Here is a 19,186-nt window from a genome sequence, read left to right on the forward strand (position 1 = left end):
CGCTCTGGTATTCGTGGGTTCCGGGTGTCACCGTTCAGCCGAAGATGTCGTGGGTGGTGTGGGCGGTGGCGGCGCGGCGGAGCCAGGTGTCGAGGAGGTCGAGGTCGGTGCAGGTGGTGATGCGCTGGCGGGCCTCGTCGGTGACGGGGATGTCGCGTGCGGAGAGCACGGCCAGGACGCTCTCGGCCTTCCCCTCGGCCACGTATTTGCGGGCGAAGTCGCTCTGGTATTCGTGGGTTCCGGGTGTCACCGTTCAGCCGAAGATGTCGTGGGTGGTGTGGGCGGTGGCGGCGCGGCGGAGCCAGGTGTCGAGGAGGTCGAGGTCGGTGCAGGTGGTGATGCGCTGGCGAGCCTCGTCGGTGACCGGGATGTCGCGTGCGGAGAGCACGGCCAGGACGCTCTCGGCCTTCCCCTCGGCCTTCCCCTCGGCCACGTACTTGCGGGCGAAGTCGCTCTGGTATTCGTAGGTTCCCGTTGCCATCAGTTCCTCCAGGTACTTCCGGGCGGTCTCGGGAAGCGCCGCGAGCACATAGTCAGTGTAGAGCCGCATCCGTGCGTCATCGATCGATCGCAGCGAGTGTTCGAGCGCGTCGAGCACCCGGGGGTCCTCACCGTGGGCGAGGGCCGACAGCACGGCCAGCTCGGGTGAGCGGACCGCGCGCTCCGGATCGGTGAGAGCCGGAATCGTGTCCGGGCCGACGGCCAGGGGGGTCAGGACCCAACCCGGATGCCCCATGTCGATGGGGGAGCCGCACCAGGTCGCGGTCGACTCGTCGGGGCACAGCACCAGCAGCACGGCGGGACAGTTCAACCGGGCGCGGACCGTGGCCAGGTAGACGGGCCAGGTCAGCCTCTTGCCGGGGTCGCGTCCGCGTTGGATCTCCACGACCACGGCCAGCACCGGGCCGTCGGAGCGCAGCGTGACCACCGCGTCGGCGCGGTATTCGGTGGGTTCGCAGTCGGTGAGGTCTCCCGGCTCGACCCTGGACTCGGAATGGTCGGGGATCCTCATCCCGAGGGCCTCGTTCAGCAGCGCCGGAGCCAGGGAGGGGGCGTTGCGGAACATCTGGATCAGGATCTCGTGATCTCGTGTGGGCACGGTCGCGAAGTTACCGAAGGTATCGGCCGTGTCACTGTGGATCGGGGCGATCGGTGGTCCGATGCCGGAAGTTTCCCCCACGGCTGGAATTCCCGGTGTTCCGTGGTGTTGGCAACGACGTGGCGACCTCACGACGACTGCGTTCGATCCCCCTGTCCGTCCTCGACCGATCCAGTGTCCGCCGGGGCCGGGAACCCGCCGAAGCGGTCCGGGAGACGGTGCGTTTCGCTCGGCGGGTGGAGGAGCTGGGCTACCACCGTTTCTGGGTCTCCGAGCATCACGGGGTCCCCGGGCTGGCCGGTCCCGCGCCCACGGTCCTCGCCGCGGCGGTCGCCGCGGCCACCTCGCGTATCCGGGTGGGGACGGGGGGAGTGATGCTTCCCAACCACCGGCCGCTCGTGGTGGCCGAGCAGTTCGGCGTGCTCCAGGCGCTGCACCCGGGGCGTATCGACATGGGGGTGGGGCGTTCCCTCGCCTTCACCGGGGCCATCAGACGGGCCCTGGGCACCGGCATGGACGCCACCGCCGACTTCTCCGAGCGCCTGGCCGAGCTGCTCGGCTATTTCACTGGTGACCCGTCCCGCCCTTCGGGGGTGCGGGCCTATCCGGGGGAGGGGCTGAGGCCGGCGCCCTTCCTGTTGGCCACCGGTGAGGGCGCGCTGGTCGCGGCGGGTCTGGGACTGCCCTTGGTGGTCGCCCCGGTGGGAGGGGAGGGGCGGATGGTCGATCTGATCGCCCGCTACCGGGAGCGGTTCCGCCCTTCGGTGTGGTCCCAGGCCCCTTACGTGGTGGTGTCGGGCAACGTCGCGGTCGCCGAGAGCGCCGAGCGCGCCCGGTCGCTGTTGGTGCCGGAGGCGTGGGCGAACGCCCACGCAAGGGTCCATGGCGTCTTTCCTCCGCTGGAGCCCGCGGAGGAGATCGAGGGGCGCGTGATGTCCCGGCAGGAGCGGGAGCGGTTCGACGCCGCGATGCGGGGCCACGTCCACGGGACGGGCGAGGAGGTGGCTCAGGCGCTGGAGGGGCTGGTCGAGCGTACGGGCGCCGACGAGCTGTTGGTGACCACCAGCACGTTCGACCGGGAGGAGATGCTCGATTCCTACCGGCGCCTGGCCCGGGTCGCGGCTCTGGCCTGAAGTGGCCGCCCGACCCCCGGAAAAGCGACAAAAGTATATAGATGGTGCGATAGGAGTACTTTTCTCGCAAAAAATCCCATTCATTTTTCAAGTTCTCAAGACTGATATTTCCCCGTTTTTTGAGTTTCGTGGCGAAATGTCACATGTCAGAGAACGGGGAAACCGCATGGTGATGTCACGTCGGACCGCTTTAGGCGCTTCGTTCGTCGCGGGAGCGGGAGCGCTCCTGGCGGGCTCGGCAACGGCCCTCGCCGCGCCGCTGCCAGAGGGGGCGGCCGTCGATGCCACCTCAGCCCTCGACCTGCTGAAGAAGGGCAACCTGCGCTGGCAGCGTGGGGAGCAGCGCCACCCCCACGAGGGCGCGGCCCGGCGCTCCGAGCTGGTCGCCGGCCAGCAGCCCTTCGCGATCATTCTCGGCTGCGCCGACTCCCGGGTCCCCCCGGAGCTGGTCTTCGACCGGGGGCTGGGCGACCTCTTCACCGTCCGTTCCGCCGGGCAGGTCCTCGACGAGTCCGTCCTCGGCAGCATCGTCTACGGCGTCGAGCACCTGCACGTGCCCCTGATCGTGGTGCTCGGCCACGCCTCCTGCGGCGCCGTGGCCGCCGCGGTCGACGCCCACGAGACCGGGCAGGTCCCCGGTGGGCATGTCGGCTACCTCGTCGAACAGATCCTGCCGGTGATCGAGGCGACTCCCGGGGGCGACGACCCGGTCGACGCCGGTGTCAGCGCCAACGCGCGGCACATCGCCGGACTGCTGCGCGCCGATCCCGAGCTCGCCGGGCACGTCGCCGACGGGTCCCTCCGGGTCGTCGCGGCCCGTTACGACCTCGACGACTCCCGGGTGAGCTTCCTCGACTGATCCGGTGCCGTGCCGCCGGTCCGCGCCCGCTGCCGCGGCGCGGGCCGGCCGTCAGCCGATCAGGCCGCGTTCGTGCAGCCGTTCCAGGACCCGCCGCCCGGCCGGGGCACACCGCGCGGCGTCGTCGAGGCCGAGCCAGGCGATCTCCTCGATCTCCCTGCTGGGAACGGGCTCGCCGTCGTGCTCGGCGGTGTAGCAGGTCAGCCGGACCCGGGTGCCCGGGGCGTGGCCGTGCGCCTCGGCGTCGATCACCGCGAACGGTTCCAGCGTCTCGGGCCGCAACCGGACCGACAGCTCCTCCTCGACCTCGCGGAGCAGCGCCTCGGCGTCGCTCTCGCCGGGCTCACGCTTGCCGCCCGGGAGATAGTAGGCGTCCTTGCCGGTGGAACGTACCTTGAGCACCCTGCCCTCCCGCACGTGGACCCAGGCGAGGGCGTCGATGACCGCCGGCGCGGCAGCCGAGGAGGCGGAGGTTCCCATGTCCCCCAGGATAGGCGCTCCCGGGTGACGGCGGCCGGTCCCGGCAGGTCAGCCGCCCTCGGCGAAGGCGGTGCGATCCTCCTCGCCGAACCGTTCCTCCAACGCCTCGGGGGAGGCGTCGGCGTCGATCTGCTCCGGCGCCATCCCCCGCGCCGTCTCGATCGCGCCCAACCGTCGCAGCGCCCGGTCTCGCGCGTACTCCACCAGCTTCTCGGGCGGGGGCGTGGAGGCGTCCGTGTTCGCGCTGGTGTTGCCCCGGACGCCCGGGCCCACCGGCCCCACGACCGCCAGCACGTGGGGGAGCAGCTCGCGCACCCGTTCCTCGGCGACGGACCAGTTGGCGTCGTCAGCGGCGACGTGGCGACGGCAGGTGAAGGTGCCCCAGGCCATGTGGCGACGTTCGTCGTCGCCGATGTGCCGGATGATCCGGCGCATGCCCGGGAACAGGCCCCGCGCCGTGCAGATGTGCTGCCAGGAGTGGTAGCCGGTCAGCGCCAGCGAGCCCTCGATGATGTGGTTGTAGGTCACCGAGGCGCGGACCTGGTTGCGCGGTCCCGGATCGTCGTCGAGCGCGGCGAGCGCGGCGGGCAGCTCCTCGTAGAACAGGACGCGGTAACCGGGGCTGTCGCGTACATGGGCGTGCAGGTCGACGTCGACGCCCAACGCGTCCAACCAGCGGCGGAAGGCCTGGACGTGCTTGGCCTCCTCGAAGGCGAACTGGGTCAGGTACATCTCGTCGCCGAGACGCCCCTCGGCCGCCATTGCGCGGACGAACGGCTGGATGTCCTGGGTCACCGCCTCCTCGCCGGCGACGAACTGGGCGCACAACCGTAGAATCGGCTCCCGGGCCGAGGCGGGCAGGGCGGCCCAGTCCTCGGCGTCTCGGCTCAGGTCGATGGCGGCGGGATCCCAGAAGCGGGCGTTGCCCTTGGCGAACAGCCGGAGCGGGAGGGAATCCCAGTTCAGGCCGCCGGCGCGGAGGGAATGGAAGCCGTCGCGGCGGGGAGCCGGCGGCGGGGGCGCGGGGCGGGACGGAGCTGGCATGGTCTTCCCTCCGCTGGGGGGCGCTGCCATCCCATGATGGGCGGCCCCGGGTACCGGGTAAAGGGCGCGGGGGAAATCTCCGTGACGCGGCCATGGCCGGCCGTGTCCGAGCCGCACATCGCGTCCCGCGAAACGGTACCGTCGGGAGGTGTCGTCCGCACGGGGCCGGTCGCGGCCCCGCAGCCCCGTGACCGCGGCGCCGGTGGCGCTGCTCATCGCCAATGCCCTAGTGGCGGTTTCCTACCTGCTGTTCGTGTTCGGAGATCCGGGAGAAAACGTGTTCTGTGGGAGTCCGTCGGCCGCCGGTTACGCCGATTGCGTCGACCAGATGACGCTGTTCGCGATCGCGTCGCTGATTCCCGCGATGCTCGCGCTGATCCTCATGGTCGCGGCCTTCATCACCCCCGGGTTGCGCGAGCGGCCCGGCCTGCGCGCGCAGACGCTCGGCTACTCCCTCATCGCCTGGGTGATCGCGGGTTCCACCTTCGTCCTGGGCGGCCTGCCCTCGGTCTAGCCCTCGGTGCCCGCCGCGATGAGCTCCTCGACGGTGACCAGGCGGTAGCCGTCGGCCTGGAGTCCTTCGACGATCGGGCGGATGGCGTCGCGGGTGGCCTGGCGGGCACCGTACATGGGGTGCAGCAGCACGATCGAACCCGGTCCTACCTCGCGCAGCGTCTGCCGGGTGATGGCGGCGGCGTCGGAGGTCCCGGCGGAGTCCGGTTCGACGTCCCAGGTGACCGTCGTGCGTCCGGTCGCGTCCAGGTAGCGGGGGAGCGCCACGAGCTTCTTGCCGTTGGGCGGGCGGAAGACGATCTCACCCGAGTAGCCGGTGGCCCGGATCGCCGCGTCGGTGCGTTCGATCTCCTCGGCGATGAACTCCGGTGAGCGCAGCACCATCCGCTGGTGGGAGTAGGAGTGGTTGCCGATCTGGTGGCCGGCGGCGGCGATCCGCCTGCCGAGGTCCGGACGTTCCTCCAGCTCGCGGCCGGTCAGGAAGAACGTCGCGGGCACCCCCAGGTCGGCCAGCGTCGCCAGGACCTCGTCGGTGTGTTCGGACGGGCCGTCGTCGAAGGTCAGCGCGACGACCCGGTCCTGCGTCTCGACCCGGTGGACGATCCCGCCGTAGAACTGGAACGAGCGCGCGTTCATGACGGCTCTCGTGCCGGCGAGCACCAGGACGACGGCGAGCAGGGCCGAGGCGATCGCGCACACGCGTCGAAGACGGGGGGAACCCAGGGCCACGCGGACCTCCGAGGACAGGGGGAAAGGGGGCGGTGGGGCGGTTCAGATCTCGTTGCCGGCGAGCACGTCACCGGAGTCGACGATCCGGTAGGCGTAGCCCTGTTCGGCGAGGAAACGCTGACGGTGTGCCGCGTAGTCCTGGTCGAGGGTGTCGCGCGTGACGACCGCGTAGAAGCGGGCGCCACGGCCGTCGCTCTTGGGGCGCAGAACCCGGCCCAGCCGCTGCGCCTCCTCCTGGCGCGACCCGAACGAGCCCGACACCTGGATGGCGACCCCCGCCTCGGGCAGGTCGATCGAGAAGTTCGCGACCTTGGAGACCACGAGCGTGCGCAGCCTCCCCGAGCGGAAGTCCCCGAACAGCCGTTCGCGCTCGGCGACCTTGGTCTCGCCCTTGATGACGGGGGCGTCCAGGGCGGCGGCGATCTCGTCGAGCTGGTCGATGTAGGAGCCGATGACGAGGATCTGCTCCTCCGCGTGGCGCTGCACGAGTTCGCGCACCACCTCGATCTTGGCCGGGGCCGAAGCGCAGAAGCGGTACTTGTCCTCGGGCTCGGCCGTGGCGTAGGCGAGCCGCTCATCGTCGCCCAACGCGACCCTGACCTCGACACAGTCGGCCGGCGCGATCCACCCCTGGTTCTCCATCTCCTTCCAGGGGGCGTCGTACCGCTTGGGGCCGATGAGGGAGAACACGTCCCCCTCGCGGCCGTCCTCGCGGACCAGCGTCGCCGTCAGTCCCAGGCGGCGACGGGCCTGGAGGTCGGCGGTCATCCGGAAGATGGGGGCCGGCAACAGGTGGACCTCGTCGTAGATGATCAGGCCCCAGTCGCGCGCCTCGAACAGTTCCAGGTGGGTGTGGACGCCTTTGCGGCGCGCCGCCATCACCTGGTAGGTCGCGATGGTGACCGGCCGGATGTCCTTGCGGGCGCCGGAGTACTCGCCGATCTCGTCCTCGGTGAGGCTGGTGCGGCGCAGGAGTTCGGCGCGCCACTGGTGCACCGAGACGGTGTTGGTCACCAGGATCAGGGTGGTCGCCTTCGTCAGCGCCATCGCCGCCGCGCCGACGACCGTCTTTCCCGCGCCGCACGGCAGTACGACGACGCCCGAGCCGCCGGAGTGGAAGCTCTCGGCGGCCTCCCGCTGGTAGCCGCGCAGCTCCCAGTCGCCCTTGGCCAACTCGATCGGGTGGGCCTCGCCGTCGATGTAGCCGGCCAGGTCCTCGGCCGGCCAGCCGAGCTTGAGCAGGGCCTGTTTGAGGTTGCCGCGTTCGCTGGGGTGGACGACGACGCTGTCGGAACCGATGCGGTCGCCGAGCATCGGCGCGATCCGCTTGGAACGGACGACCTCCTCCAGCACCGCGCGGTCCACGGCCTCCAGCACCAGGCCGTGGGCCGGGTGGGTGACGAGCCGCAGCCGCCCGTAACGGTCCATGGTGTCGGCGACGTCGACGAGCAGCGAGTGGGGGACGGGGTAGCGCGAGTAGGCGATGAAGGCGTCGACGACCTGTTCGGCGTCGTGGCCGGCGGCGCGCGCGTTCCACAGGGCGAGGGGGGTGACCCGGTAGGTGTGGACGTGCTCGGGGGCGCGTTCCAGTTCGGCGAACGGCGCGATCGCGCGGCGGCACTCGTCGGCCAGCTCGTGGTCGACCTCGAGGAGGAGGGTCTTATCGGACTGGACGATGAGCGGTCCGGCGGTCACGGTTCTCCTTCTTCCGGCGGTGCGCCGCCTCGGGCCGGGGCACGCGGCCCCGGCTGACGGGGGGCGCGCCTTATGTCCGCCGGGTGGGGGACGGTGCGGCGGGGACGGGCGATACCGTCCCGCCACAGACCAACGCGGCCCCGACCCGGGAGAATTCCCGCGCGCGGGATCCGCCACACTGTCTCCGCCGCTGGCCGCGACCGGTCACGGGCTCGTGGCGATGATGATCCCGATGACGACGGCGCCGATGGCGAGCAGCCCGATGTGGATGAGGTTGCACAACCACGCCCAACGGGTGAACTTCTCCGCCTGGTCGGGTTCGCGGTCCTTGCTCAGCGCGATGGCCGCGAACACGATGCCCACGATGTTCGTCGCGCCGCAGCACAGGACGGTGATCACGATGGCGACGACCAGGGCGAAGATCGTACTGCCCTTGGACGGGGGCGGGCTCGCCGGCGGGTAGGGGGGACCGTAGCCGCCGCCGCTCCATCCGCCGCCCTGTCCGTATCCACCGGGCTGGTCATACCCGCTGGGCTGGCCGTACCCGCCACCCCAGCCGGCTCCCCCGGGAGGGCCACCGTTCCCGTACTCCGGTGGCCACTGGCTGCTCATCGCTCCCCGCTTCCGTTCCTCGGAGCCCCCGTGGAGGGCGTCGTCCTCGTCTTCGGCATCCGACCCTACAGAAGCCGGGGAGGAGGTTCGGCCATGCCCGGGGAGGGGTCAGTAGTTGGTGACCGGCGCGATGTCGTTCACCCACGATCCGGCCTGGGTGAGGATGATGCCGGACAGGATCACGGTGACCAGGAGCATCACCGCGCCGGCGCCGAGGCAGTACCAGGAGTAGCGGGTCAGGGTCTCGGCCTCCTCGTGGAGACCGCGGTCGCGTTTGTGCGCGGCACGGACCGCGAACACGATGCCGATCACCCCGAACAGCCAGTTCGCGCAGCACAGGAAGGTCAGCGCGTGCAGCACCAGGGCCATCGTGGAGCTGCTGGAGCCGCCGGCGGGCCGATCGGAGGAGACCTCCCGGACGCCGTCGGGGTCCCGGGGACGCCCGCGGAAGGGGCGGCTCTCGTCGGGGGAGGAGGCTCCCGGGGGGAGCGACGGGGGGTGACTCATGGGCGTTCGCTGCCCCTCTCCGCGGATCGGCGACCGGATACGGTCCTATCTCATCAGACCGGGACCTGCCGCGCAGGGCCGGAGGGGGAACCGGCGGGCGAGCCGTCGCGGCCCCTCAGGCGCCGTCCCGCTCCAACGAGGCGACCCCGGTGATGCGGTGGACGGTGAACCGGCGGACCGCGTCGCGGGTCGCGTCGTAGGCGGTGAGGAAACCGCCGTCCACGCGCTGCGGCTCCACGATGTGGCTGCTGGCCCGCCCCTCGGGGTCGAGGTAGCCGATCCACACCCGCTGTCCCTGCGCCGCGGCCCGGTTCAACGCCGTGAGCGTCGCGGCGGTGGAGGGACGGGACGGTCCGTTGGGCGGGGCCGCGACGGGGGTGCGCGCGGCCGTCGCCGCCTCGTCGCCGGCGCGCAGGGCGCGCACCGCGGCCGCGCGCAGCCGGGGACCGGGGACCGGAGGGCTGTCGAGGCCCCCGTCGGGGGCGTGCTCCTCCGCCCGTCGCGCGTCCGGGCGGCTCAGCTGCATCGTCCCGTCGGCCGCCTCGGGGACCGGGTGGTAGCCGAGTTCCGTCAGCCTGTCCAGGAGGACCGGCCGGGTGGTCCGGCTGGCGACGACGGTGGGCGCGAGCCGGACCAGCACGAGGTCGTCGGCCCTGCGGTCGCCGAGGAGCTCGTCCAGGAGCGCGGGCTCGTCACAGCGCAGGTAGCTGGAGGCGGTGCCGACCCGAAGCCGGCCGTGCCGGCGGGCGACGTCGGCGATCAGGTAGCGCAGCGCCTGGGGCAGCGGTGTCTTCGAGTGCCGCTCCAAGAGGCCGATGAGGTCCGCGGCGCCATGTCCGGCGTCCAGCGCGCGCCGGATGGACGATTCGCCGAACCGGTAGACGGTGGCCCCGCCGGTCGATTCGACGTCGGCGGCGAGCGCCAGTTCGCGGGCCAGCGAGGGGACGAGGGGGCCGGGCGCGATGGCGGTGAGGTCGCCCTGGATCAGGATGTGGTCGACGGGCTCGGGGAGTTCGGCGGCGAGCGCGCGGACGGTGGCGGAGTCGGCCGCCTCGGCGACGGTTTGGCCGTCCGTGGTCTCGTCGAGCAGCGCGCGGGTGTGCGGGGCGAGCGCGTCCCGGCCGGTCAGGCCGAGCAGGGCGGCCTCGGCGAGGGTGGAGTCGAGGAGCTCGTCGAAGCCCCGGCCCTGCCGGCGGGGGCGTCGCCAGGCCAGGCGGGCGGCGATGGAGTCGCGGGTGGGCGCGGTCCCCTCGGGCGCCTCGGCGAGGACCCCGAGCACGTCCCGGCGTACCTCGGGGGCCGGGCGCCGGTCCAGCCCTTCGCCGAGCACGTTGCGGGAGCGTCCGCGCGCGTCGGTGGAGCCGGCCAGGCTCGCCACCCGGGTCGAGCCCAGCCAGGCCGAGGCCAGGAGCGCCCAGCGTCGGGCCGGTTCGGTGACCCGCCACACGTCGTAGTGGCCGGTGGGCAGCCATTCCCCGTCCACCTCGGAGGTGGCGGCGATCAGTCCGGCCGTGTGGGCCGCCTCGATGACGACGGCGGCCGTGGTGTCGTCGGTGTCGAGGAGGCGGGCGCTGCGTCGCAGGTCGCGTACTCCCAGCCCGCCGCTGCGCAGCACCGAGGGAGGGTCCTCGGCCCAGTGCTCCACAAGCTCCTCGACGTAGCGGATGACGGTGAACGCCTGCCCGGCCGCGGCCCGGGTCACCGTCAAGGGGGAGCGTTGAGGGCCGTCGAGTTCGGGAGGGTGAGGGGCGGCCTCGCGGAACAGCCGTCCGCCGCGGAGGCGCAGCGCGATCTCGCGGGGCAGGGTGACGGTGTGCTCGCCGGTGACGTAGAGGAGGCCGCGGGCGAGCAGCCGCTCGACCGGGGAGGCGGCCGACGCGATGTCGGCGTCGGGCCGGGCCTGGGAGACCGTGCCGTCGGGCGGCCCCCAGACGAGACGGTCGAGCACGGACCGGGCGTCGGGACCGGCGTCGTCGAGCAGGGCGTCGACGCGGTCGGGGGAGCACAGGGCCGCGGAGAGGCGGTCGGCGGGGTCACCCTCGCCATAGCCGGTGGGCAGTCCCAGGTCGGCGGCCAGCCGGTCGAGCTGGGACAGGGGACGTCCGCTGAGGAGGACGCGGAGGGGAGGCCCGAGCCCGGCCGGACGGGGCAGGATGTCGCGCAGCGCGGTGACGGGGCGCAGCCGCCCCTCCTCCTCCCACACCAGTGCCGTGGCGCGCAGCCGCTCCAGCGCGGCCGCGAACCGGTCCGTGGGAGCCGCCATGGCCGTGGCGAGCGCGGAGGGGGCCACCCCGTGCGGGGAGCGTCCGGAGCGCTCATCGCCCAGCGCGACCACCCCTTCGAGCACCTGGAGTTCGAAGAGGTGGAGCTGGTCGAGGACGCGCACGACCGAGGGGCGCGACGCCGCCCGGGCGGCCAGCGCCGCGATGTCGGCCGGGACCGGCGTGAGCAGGTCGGGTCGCGCGGCGAGGAGCGCGTCGAGTTCGGCGTCGGAACGTTCGCGCAGCCAGGACGTGTAGGTGGGAGGACGCCCTGCACCCTGGTGGGCCGCAGGGCCGGCGTCGTCGATCATCGCTCATCACGCTATGCCATGGCACGGTGCCATCGGCCCGGGAGAGGTCGGGGGCGTCATGCCCGGAGGGGTCCCCCGGACACGCCCCGGCGCATCCCATGACAAGGTAAACGAGCTGGAATAACCTCTTTGACCTGGGGTTTCGCTGGAATGCGGGGAGGGGTGAGGGGTAATGATGTCACTGCGTTCCGTTCCGCTCTCGAAGACGTCGGGGAACGCGACGGCGATCCGGGTCGGTGGCCGCGCCAGTGCCATGGACCGCCGGGGGCAGCCCCGGTCGGATGCGCCGCCGAGGCGACGGCATCCCGAGACCGCCGGGTCCCGTCCCACAACTCCGCAACCAGCGGTGGAGAGGTGCCGTCGGGGGAGGTCCGGGGAACGTTCTCCGGACCTCTCGTCCATCCGGACCGTCCGGTGACCGGTTACGGCCGTGGATTACCCGTTGTGGACACCAATTCGCTGGTCTGCCCCCTCGCCTCTCCGGAGCGCCGAGGACTAGCCTGAAAACCCCCCTGTGGGAAGATGCCGTATTAGGGGCCAACCGGGCGAACAGCGGTGTGCGCTGGGATTTCGGTCGGCTCCTTCGTCTTGGTCCGATGTCGAGAGCGATGAGGTCACACGTGCCCACCGGCAAGGTCAAGTGGTACGACAGCGACAAGGGATTCGGCTTCCTCACCCGTGACGACGGTGGTGAGGTCTTCGTGCATTCCTCCGCCCTTCCCCCGGGCACCACCGTCCTGCGCCCCGGGCAGCGGGTGGAGTTCGGTGTCGTCGAGGGACGCAAGGGGGTCCAGGCCCTCCAGGTGAAACTGCTCGATGCGCCGAGGTCGGTGGCCAAGGCGTTGCGCAAGAAACCCGACGAGATGGTGATCATCGTCGAGGACCTGATCAAGCTCCTCGACGGTATCTCGACCACATACCGTAGGGGGAAACACCCCGACCGCCGTGATGCGGCCAAGATCGCCCACGTGCTCCGCGTCGTCGCCGACGACCTGGAGGCATAGCTTCCGGGCGCCTGGAGTCAGGGAGCCGGTCGCCGGCCGCGCCCCGCCGCGTCGCCGCGGCGGGGCGGGTCATGTCGTCCTGATGGCCACGTAACGGTCGGCTATCGATCGTCGGCATGGTCAAGTTGGTGCCCGTAATCAGCGAAAATGGAAACGTGAGCCGTACCCGTCGTTCTCCCACACCAGACAAGGCATGTATTGAGGCGGTGGACCTGGCCCGTTCCGCCGCCGCCGAAATCGGCCGGCCGGAGTGGGTGGGTGAACACCTCTCCACGCAAGTCGAGGGCGATCGCCTGGTCACCCACTTCTTCGCCTGCCTGGATCCCGCCTACCCGGGCTGGCACTACGCCGTCACCGTGGTGCGCGCCGCGCGCGCCAAGTACGTCACGGTGAACGAGGCGGTGCTGCTGCCCGGTTCCGAAGCGCTGCTCGCTCCCGAGTGGTTGCCCTGGAAGGAACGTCTCCGCCCGGGTGACCTGGGTGTCGGTGACCTCCTGCCGGCGCCCGAGGACGACGAGCGGCTGATGCCCGGCTACGCCCAGGTCGCCGAGGGCGACCTCAGCGAGGACGGCACCGACCGCCAGATGGTCTGGGAGCTCGGCCTGGGCCGCGCCCGGGTGCTGTCCGAGGCGGGGCGCGAGGCCGCCGCCGAGCGCTGGTACACCGGTCCCTCGGGCCCGGACAGCCCGATCGCCAACGCCGCCCCGGCCAAGTGCGCCACCTGTGGCTTCATGACGCCGTTGGCGGGGGAGTTCCGCCAGCTGTTCGGCGTCTGCGCCAACGAGTACGCGCCCGACGACGGCAGGGTCGTCTCGATGGACCACGGCTGTGGCGCCCACTCCGAGGCCGCCCCGCCGGCCTCCCGGAGCGAGCGGGTCTCGCCGGTCGTCGACGAGATGGGGTACGACCACATCGTCTTCGACGACACCAGCGAGCTCGAACTCGTCTCGTCCGAGAAATAGTCCGACCGTCCCGCCTCCGCCGGGTGTGTCCGCGGAGGTGGGACGGGCCGTCATGGAACCCTTGTCGCGTCCCGCGCGTCCCATCTGGGGACACCACCCCACCAGGACAGCCGAAGGGAACCGATCGTGCGCAGTGAACTCTTCAACCAGGCCCGGGAGACCAGCGGGCCCGGCATGACCCTGCAGAACTCCAAGATGCTGCGGGTCGCCCTGAACGGGGAGTTCTTCGCCCGCCAGGGCGCGATGGTGGCCTACCAGGGCGAGGTCGACTTCGCCTACCAGGGCGCGGGCGGGATCGGTCGGCTGTTCAAGAAGGCCATCACCGGCGAGGGGCTCCCGCTGATGAGGGTGTCGGGGCGGGGCGACGTGTTCCTGGCCCGCGACGCCTGGGAGATCCACGTGATCGACCTGGAGGGCGACTCCGTCACCGTCAACGGCGAGAACGTGCTCGCCTTCGAGTCGGGCCTCCAGTGGGACATCCGGCGGGTCGAAGGCGCCGGCATCGCGGCCGGGGGCCTGTTCAACACGGTGTTCACCGGTCAGGGGCGGCTGGCCATCGCCTGCCACGGCACCCCGGTGATGCTCAACGTCGACCAGCCCACCTTCGTCGACACCGACTCCGCCGTCGCCTGGTCCAGTTCGCTGCGCACCGGCGTGCGGCGCACCGTGAAGGCCGGCGCGCTGATCGGGCGCGGCAGCGGCGAGGCGGTCCAGCTCGCCTTCGAGGGCCAGGGGTTCGTGCTCGTCCAGGCGTCGGAGGGCCCCCAGGTCCCGGTCCAGCAGGGCTAGAACGGTGCGGCTCCTCCCGAGATCGGACGAGAGGTGGAAAACGGCGTGGCGCCCGGGCCCGGGTCGCGTACCGTAGTCCCGCACCGTTTCGGGAGGAGCCCGCATGGTCCAGGCCAAGGTCGATCCGTTCGGCGTCGCCGAGCTGCGCCGGCGCGTCCTCAACGGCTGGGCCGACTCGCCCGCTCGCTTCCGCGAGGACGCCAACGCCGAGGAGGACTACGCCCTCGGGGGCTACCGCGACCGGGTGGTCGTGGAGCTGGCCCAAAACGCCGCTGACGCCGCCGCGCGGGCCGGCGGTCGCGGACGGTTGCGGCTGGCGCTGCGCGGCGCGGTGTTCGCCGCGGCCAACACCGGAGCCCCGCTCACCGCCGCCGGGGTCGAGTCCCTGTCCACACTGCGCGCCTCGGCCAAGCGCGATCCCGCCGATTCCGCCACGGCCGGCCGGTTCGGTGTCGGGTTCTCCGCGGTCGCCGCCCTGAGCGACGACGTCACCATCGCCTCGCGGGACGGTGCCGTCCGCTGGGAGCGGGAACGCGCCCTCGCCGAGGTCCGGGCCGCCCTGCTCGCCTCTGGAGCGCGTCCCGGGCTCGCGGCCGAGATCGAGCGTCGGGCGGGGGCGGTCCCGCTGCTCCGGCTGCCCTTCGAGGCCGACGCGGCCCCGCCCGAGGGGTACGACACCGAGGTCCGCCTGCTCCTGCGCGACTCCGACGCCCGCGACCGCCTGGCCCGGCAGCTGCGCGAGACCGGCCAGGCGCTGCTGCTCGCGCTGCCCGCGCTGGCCCAGGTCGAGATCGACCTCGACGGTGCCGTCCGGGTATTGCGCGCCGACCCCGGCCCCGCGTCCGGGCAGGTCACGGTGTCCGTCCGCGACACCTCGGGCGAGCGCGTGACCGTGTGGCACACCCTCACCCGTACGGGGCGGTTCGCCCCCGAACTGCTGGCCGACCGTCCCACCGAGGAACGCGAACGCTCCACCTGGGCGCTCACCTGGGCCGTCGCGCTCGACGACGCCGGCGATCCCGTGCCGCCGCCCTCCGACGTCCCCCGGGTCGTGCACGCCCCCACCCCCAGTGACGCCGGGCTGCACCTTCCCGCCCTGCTCATCGCCTCCTTCCCGCTCACCCCCGACCGGCGGCGCGTCGCCTCCGGCCCGGCCGCCGACGCGCTGCTCGGCGCGGCCGTCGACGCCTACTGCGACCTGCTGTGTCAGGTCGGTCCGCGCAAGGCGCCCGACCTCGTTCCCCTCCCCACCCTGGCAAGCGGCGAGTTCGACGCGCGTTTCCGCGCCCTGGCCGCCGAACGGATCCGCGACACGCCGTTCCTCGCCACCGTGTCCGGCGATCCCGTGCGCCCGCGCGACGCGGTCGTGATCGAGGGTGGGGCCGAGCTCACCGATGTGCTCGGCGACGTGGTGGCCAACCTGCTTCCGGGGACCTACGACCCCCGGCACCCGGGGCTGGCCGCGCTCCGGACGCGCCGTCTGGGCCTGGCCGAACTCGCCGACATGCTCGCCGACCTGGAACGGGACCCCGAGTGGTGGGCGCGCCTGTACGCCGCGCTGCGCGGCGCGGGGGCCGGCGGCGCCGACCTCGGCGAGCTCGGCGCGCTCGCCGTCCCCCTGGTCGACGGCAGGCTCGTACGCGGCCCGCGCGGGCTGCTGCTGCCCAGCGGCGAGGCGTTCGCCTCGGGGGCGCTCGACCCCGACTCGCTGGTCCCCCTGGGGCTGCGCATCGTCCACCCGCGGGCCGCCGATCCGCTGCTGCTACGGCTGGGCGCGGTCGAGGCCAACGAGCGGGCCGTCCTCACCGACCCGTCGACCCGGGCGGCGGTCGAGCACTCCCTGGACGCCGACGAGCCCGATGGCATCGCCCACGCGGTGCTCGAACTGGTGTCGGCCACCGGTTTCACGGTGGACGAGGCGCCGTGGCTGGCCGAGCTCGCCCTGCGCGACGACGAGGGCGGCTATTCGCCGGCCGGCGAGCTGCTGCTCCCCGACAGCCCGTTGCGCGAGGTGTTCGTCGAGGACGCCCCGTTCGGGGTCGTCGATGGCGAGCTCGTCGAACGCCACGGCGCCGAGGCCCTTGAGGCCGTCGGCGTCCTGCGCTCCTTCGCGGTGCTGCGGGCCGAGGACGTGACCCTCGCGGACGCGCTCGCGGCAGAGGACGACCTGCCCTTGGACGGCCTGGAGGAGTGGGCCGCCGAGGTCGCCGAACGACTGGGCGATCCCGAGCTGCCCCCCGTCGTCCCCGAGTTCGTCGGGGTGCGCGACCTGGAGTTCGTCCGCGAGGACCGCTGGCCGCGGGCGCTCGACCTGCTCACCGCGCCCGGGCCGCGCGCCGCCGTCGCCGATCCGGCCCGGGTGCTGGGCGCCGACGGCCGGACCGTCCAGGTGCCCTCCTACACCGCCTGGTGGCTGCGCACGGGCGCCCTGATCGATGGTCGGCCGCCCACCGAGCTGCGGCTCCCTACGGCCGACCCCGCCCTGCGCGGGCTCTACGCCGAGCTGCCGGCCGGGATCGACATCGGGCTCGCCCGGGCCCTGGGGGTGCGCGACTCCCTCGCGGACCTGCTGGCCGAGCCGGACGGCCCCGACGAGCTGCTGGAACGCCTGGCCGATCCCTCCCTGAAGGTGTCGCGCGAGGGGCTGCGCGGCATCTGGACGGCGCTGGCCGTGGTCGGACCCGACCGGGTGACGCCTCCCGAGGCCGTGCGCGCGGTGCGCGCGGGCGCGCTCGTGGTCGTCGACGCCGAGGAGGCCGTCGTGGTCGACGAGCCCGACCTTCTCCCGCTGCTCGCCGACCGGCCGGTGATCCTGGCCCCCGCCGACCTCGCGGAGACCCTCGCCGACGTGCTCGACGTCGCGCTGGCCGGCGAGGAGATCGAGGGACGGGTCACCTCGTCGGGGGAGATCCGCCCGGTCCCCGACGTCGTGCGCGTCTTCCTGGACACCGACGTGCTCACCTACCTGCATCACGAGGAACTGCTCGTCGACGGGGTGCCGGTGGAGTGGCGCCGGGTCAAGGGCGCGGTGCACGCCTCCACGAGCGACGGCCTGGCCCGCGCGCTGGCCTGGGGGGCGGGCCGGTGGGAACGCCGCCACCTCGTCTCGGCGGTGCTGCGCGACCCGCAGACCGTCTCCGACCTGCTGGCCGAGGCCGACCTCGATCCGCTGCCCACCGCCTGAGCCCCGGCACGAGGGCGGCCGGGTCAGCGGGCCACGCGGAAGAACCCCTCGGCGATCAGCCCGCGCAGCACGTCGGGGGTGCGGGCGCGTAGCTCGGCCGGGTCCTGGCCGGTCAGCTCCGCGATCGCGTCGAGCAGGGGGCCCACGGGCATCGTCCCGTCGCACACCCCCGCCAGCGCGGCCTCCACGGTGCCCACCTGGGCGACTCGGTGCAGGCCGTCGCTCTGCCGCAGCAGGATGCGTTCGGGGTCGGGGGCGCCCGGCACCCCGATCCGCTCCTCCTTCACGCCGGGGGCGAGGGCGAGGTGGGCCGACAGCAGGGCGGCGTCGGTGAGGCGGTGCGAGGTCATCGCCCCGTCCACCACGTCGGGCAGGTAGCCGCCGACGGGGCGTTCGATCTCGTGGCGCAGCTCCTCGATCCGGACCGCGGCGTCCTGGGCGACGTCGTTGCGCAGGCAGATCCAGCCGAAGCCGATGCCCTTGATGCCCTCGCGCTCGAAGTAGTCCAGCCAGGCGTCGTAGCGGCGGGTGTACTCGGGGGTGCCGTGCTCGCAGGAGTCGCGCAGCCACAGTTCGACGTACTCGGCCGGGTCCTGGACGTCGCGTTGGACCACCCAGCCGGAGCATCCCGTGCCGGTGACCCATTCGCCCACCCGGTCGCGCCAGTCCTCGCCGTCCACGTGCAGCCAGTTCGCGAGGAGCTGGCACCAGCCCCCGTCGGTGAGGTGGGCGGGGGCGTTGCGGACGATCTCGGCGCACACCGCGTCACCGGCCATCCCCGACTCGCGGTAGGTGTAGCGGGCGGAGCCGGGGGTGACCACGAACGGAGGGTTGGAGACGATCAGGTCGAACCGCTCCTCGGCGACCGGCTCGTACAGCGACCCCTCGCGGGTGCGGACGTTGGAGACCCCCGACAGCGCGCAGCTCATCTCGGCCATCCGCAGCGCGCGGGGGTTGAGGTCGGTGGCCCAGACCTCTCCGGCGCGGCCGGACAGGTGCAGTGACTGCACGCCGCATCCCGTGCCGATGTCGAGCGCGCGCTCCACCGGGCCGTCCACCAGGAGTTCGGACAGCGTCATGGAGGCGCCGCCGGCTCCCACGACGTGGTCGGGGCGGGGCTGTCCGTGGCCGGGGCGGACCGTCAGGTCGGAGACGACGTAGCCGGGCCGTCCCCCGTCGAGCTCCCACGGGCCCAGGTGCACCCGCGCCCGGACCGTGCCGCCCGAGACCGCCAGCAGGCCGACGTCGGCGAGTTCGGGGACCGGCAGGATGGCGCGGGCGGCCTCCTCCGCGACGGGTTCCTGAAGCCACCACAGCCGCAGCAGCACGCCGAGGCGCTCCTCGCCGCCGGTGGCGCGCAGCGCGGGGACGAGCTGCTCGCGGGCGAGGGCGCGGGCGGCCGTGCTCCCGAGTCGGTCGCGCACGCCGGACACGGTGTAGTCGGCGTCGATCAGGATCTGACGCAGTCGCTCGGCGAGCCGGGGCGAGAGAGGGCGAAGCGAATCAGGCACTAGCCCATTATCAAGGACATATACCGGAAAGGATCCCGGCTCAGGGGGCTGCGTCCGAGGTCGTTCCGGACGGGCCGGCCCCCTCGGCCGGCGCCGCGGAGGCGGGGGGCTTGGATCCGGCGTTCCTGCGGGCGGCGTGCCGCTGTTCGGCCTCGGCGCGTTTGCGCAGGAGGCGGGGGATGTAGAAGTAGGCGAAGACGCCGAGGGCGATCCCGGTCACGCACACCCAGATCCACCAGCGGGACTCGAGGGGCAGGCGGTCGCCCATGGCCAGGAGGACCACGAGCGCGACCGTCCAACCGATCGACCCCAAGGCGGTGGGGACGCGGTAGTCGAACTCGAGGACCTCGGGGTCGGGGCGGCGGGGTTTGCGCACGGTTTCAGGCTAGACGATCGTCCGTCCCCCGAGGCCCGGCGCGGGCGGCGATCCCCGGGTGGACTTGGATGATCCTCCAAAGAGGAAAGCCTCACAAGCGTCCTGACTTGGAGAAAG

At 72.6% G+C, this 19,186-nt stretch carries 18 protein-coding genes; 7 read left to right on the forward strand and 11 right to left on the reverse strand.

Annotation, left to right across the window (positions count from 1 at the left end; all coding sequences use genetic code 11):
- Positions 1 to 34 precede the first annotated feature (34 nt).
- Both ACYVHU_RS05585 and ACYVHU_RS05590 read right to left on the reverse strand, forming a co-directional pair.
- Entirely contained in the window at positions 35 to 250 is a 216-nt protein-coding gene (locus ACYVHU_RS05585) for a hypothetical protein (protein WP_432938186.1), read from the reverse strand.
- A gap of 3 nt (positions 251 to 253) precedes the next feature.
- Positions 254 to 1,099, reverse strand: a complete 846-nt coding sequence (locus ACYVHU_RS05590; protein ID WP_498947701.1) for a hypothetical protein — start codon at positions 1,097 to 1,099, stop codon at positions 254 to 256.
- A 95-nt stretch (positions 1,100 to 1,194) separates the two neighbouring features.
- On the opposite strand from ACYVHU_RS05590, the gene ACYVHU_RS05595 reads away from it, so the two are divergent.
- Positions 1,195 to 2,232, forward strand: a complete 1,038-nt coding sequence (locus tag ACYVHU_RS05595) for an LLM class flavin-dependent oxidoreductase (protein ID WP_498947702.1) — start codon at positions 1,195 to 1,197, stop codon at positions 2,230 to 2,232.
- A gap of 166 nt (positions 2,233 to 2,398) precedes the next feature.
- Positions 2,399 to 3,091 carry a carbonic anhydrase gene (locus ACYVHU_RS05600; protein ID WP_078760594.1) on the forward strand — a complete coding sequence of 231 codons (693 nt, stop codon included), beginning with the start codon at positions 2,399 to 2,401 and terminating at the stop codon, positions 3,089 to 3,091.
- A 51-nt stretch (positions 3,092 to 3,142) separates the two neighbouring features.
- On the opposite strand, the gene ACYVHU_RS05605 is transcribed toward ACYVHU_RS05600, so the two are convergent.
- Together ACYVHU_RS05605 and ACYVHU_RS05610 are read right to left on the reverse strand one after the other, a co-directional pair.
- A complete protein-coding gene (locus ACYVHU_RS05605; RefSeq protein WP_078760593.1) occupies positions 3,143 to 3,571 on the reverse strand; it encodes an NUDIX hydrolase in 429 nt (142 codons plus the stop codon).
- 48 nt (positions 3,572 to 3,619) lie between these two features.
- Positions 3,620 to 4,615, reverse strand: a complete 996-nt coding sequence (locus tag ACYVHU_RS05610) for a R2-like ligand-binding oxidase (RefSeq protein WP_078760592.1) — start codon at positions 4,613 to 4,615, stop codon at positions 3,620 to 3,622.
- 148 nt (positions 4,616 to 4,763) lie between these two features.
- On the opposite strand from ACYVHU_RS05610, the gene ACYVHU_RS05615 reads away from it, so the two are divergent.
- Positions 4,764 to 5,129, forward strand: a complete 366-nt coding sequence (locus tag ACYVHU_RS05615; RefSeq protein ID WP_394330033.1) for a hypothetical protein — start codon at positions 4,764 to 4,766, stop codon at positions 5,127 to 5,129.
- Here the strand turns inward: ACYVHU_RS05615 and ACYVHU_RS05620 are convergent.
- The 5 genes from ACYVHU_RS05620 to ACYVHU_RS05640 form a co-directional block, all read right to left on the reverse strand.
- Complete coding sequence (locus ACYVHU_RS05620) at positions 5,126 to 5,827, reverse strand: polysaccharide deacetylase family protein (RefSeq protein WP_498947706.1); 702 nt, start codon at positions 5,825 to 5,827, stop codon at positions 5,126 to 5,128. The two genes, ACYVHU_RS05615 and ACYVHU_RS05620, sit on opposite strands and share 4 nt — an antisense overlap.
- A gap of 72 nt (positions 5,828 to 5,899) precedes the next feature.
- A complete protein-coding gene (locus tag ACYVHU_RS05625) occupies positions 5,900 to 7,552 on the reverse strand; it encodes a DNA repair helicase XPB (RefSeq protein ID WP_078760591.1) in 1,653 nt (550 codons plus the stop codon).
- A gap of 204 nt (positions 7,553 to 7,756) precedes the next feature.
- Positions 7,757 to 8,164 (reverse strand): hypothetical protein, encoded by a 408-nt coding sequence (locus ACYVHU_RS05630; RefSeq protein WP_078760590.1) that lies wholly within the window; start codon positions 8,162 to 8,164, stop codon positions 7,757 to 7,759.
- Positions 8,165 to 8,272: 108 nt separating this feature from the next.
- Positions 8,273 to 8,671: a hypothetical protein gene (locus ACYVHU_RS05635; protein WP_078760589.1), complete on the reverse strand. Its 399-nt coding sequence runs from the start codon at positions 8,669 to 8,671 to the stop codon at positions 8,273 to 8,275.
- A gap of 115 nt (positions 8,672 to 8,786) precedes the next feature.
- Entirely contained in the window at positions 8,787 to 11,243 is a 2,457-nt protein-coding gene (locus ACYVHU_RS05640; RefSeq protein WP_498947708.1) for a helicase-associated domain-containing protein, read from the reverse strand.
- Positions 11,244 to 11,863: 620 nt separating this feature from the next.
- Here ACYVHU_RS05640 and ACYVHU_RS05645 point away from each other — a divergent pair.
- The 4 genes from ACYVHU_RS05645 (at position 11,864) to ACYVHU_RS05660 (ending at position 17,182) form a co-directional block, all read left to right on the forward strand.
- Positions 11,864 to 12,247, forward strand: coding sequence for a cold-shock protein (locus ACYVHU_RS05645; protein ID WP_078760587.1), 384 nt, complete (start codon positions 11,864 to 11,866; stop codon positions 12,245 to 12,247).
- 206 nt (positions 12,248 to 12,453) lie between these two features.
- The gene (locus ACYVHU_RS05650) at positions 12,454 to 13,209 is read left to right on the forward strand and encodes a DUF3027 domain-containing protein (protein ID WP_078760586.1); all 756 of its coding nucleotides are present in this window, start codon (positions 12,454 to 12,456) and stop codon (positions 13,207 to 13,209) included.
- Between the two features lie 126 nt (positions 13,210 to 13,335).
- A complete protein-coding gene (locus ACYVHU_RS05655) occupies positions 13,336 to 13,998 on the forward strand; it encodes an AIM24 family protein (RefSeq protein WP_078760585.1) in 663 nt (220 codons plus the stop codon).
- 103 nt (positions 13,999 to 14,101) lie between these two features.
- A complete protein-coding gene (locus ACYVHU_RS05660) occupies positions 14,102 to 17,182 on the forward strand; it encodes a sacsin N-terminal ATP-binding-like domain-containing protein (protein ID WP_078760584.1) in 3,081 nt (1,026 codons plus the stop codon).
- A 23-nt stretch (positions 17,183 to 17,205) separates the two neighbouring features.
- On the opposite strand, the gene ACYVHU_RS05665 is transcribed toward ACYVHU_RS05660, so the two are convergent.
- The gene (locus ACYVHU_RS05665) at positions 17,206 to 18,693 is read right to left on the reverse strand and encodes a DUF7059 domain-containing protein (RefSeq protein WP_078760583.1); all 1,488 of its coding nucleotides are present in this window, start codon (positions 18,691 to 18,693) and stop codon (positions 17,206 to 17,208) included.
- 40 nt (positions 18,694 to 18,733) lie between these two features.
- Positions 18,734 to 19,069: a DUF2530 domain-containing protein gene (locus tag ACYVHU_RS05670; RefSeq protein ID WP_078760582.1), complete on the reverse strand. Its 336-nt coding sequence runs from the start codon at positions 19,067 to 19,069 to the stop codon at positions 18,734 to 18,736.
- Positions 19,070 to 19,186 lie beyond the last annotated feature (117 nt).

It is taken from the genome of Marinactinospora endophytica (genome assembly GCF_054780875.1).

Excerpts from the sequence above, each read along its gene's own strand:
- ACYVHU_RS05610 (WP_078760592.1), bottom strand. The coding sequence starts at position 4,615 with ATGCCAGCTCCGTCCCGCCCCGCGCCCCCGCCGCCGGCTCCCCGCCGC.
- ACYVHU_RS05660 (WP_078760584.1), top strand. The coding sequence starts at position 14,102 with ATGGTCCAGGCCAAGGTCGATCCGTTCGGCGTCGCCGAGCTGCGCCGG.
- ACYVHU_RS05605 (WP_078760593.1), bottom strand. The coding sequence starts at position 3,571 with ATGGGAACCTCCGCCTCCTCGGCTGCCGCGCCGGCGGTCATCGACGCC.
- ACYVHU_RS05600 (WP_078760594.1), top strand. The coding sequence starts at position 2,399 with ATGGTGATGTCACGTCGGACCGCTTTAGGCGCTTCGTTCGTCGCGGGA.
- ACYVHU_RS05630 (WP_078760590.1), bottom strand. The coding sequence starts at position 8,164 with ATGAGCAGCCAGTGGCCACCGGAGTACGGGAACGGTGGCCCTCCCGGG.
- ACYVHU_RS05640 (WP_498947708.1), bottom strand. The coding sequence starts at position 11,243 with ATGATCGACGACGCCGGCCCTGCGGCCCACCAGGGTGCAGGGCGTCCT.
- ACYVHU_RS05635 (WP_078760589.1), bottom strand. The coding sequence starts at position 8,671 with ATGAGTCACCCCCCGTCGCTCCCCCCGGGAGCCTCCTCCCCCGACGAG.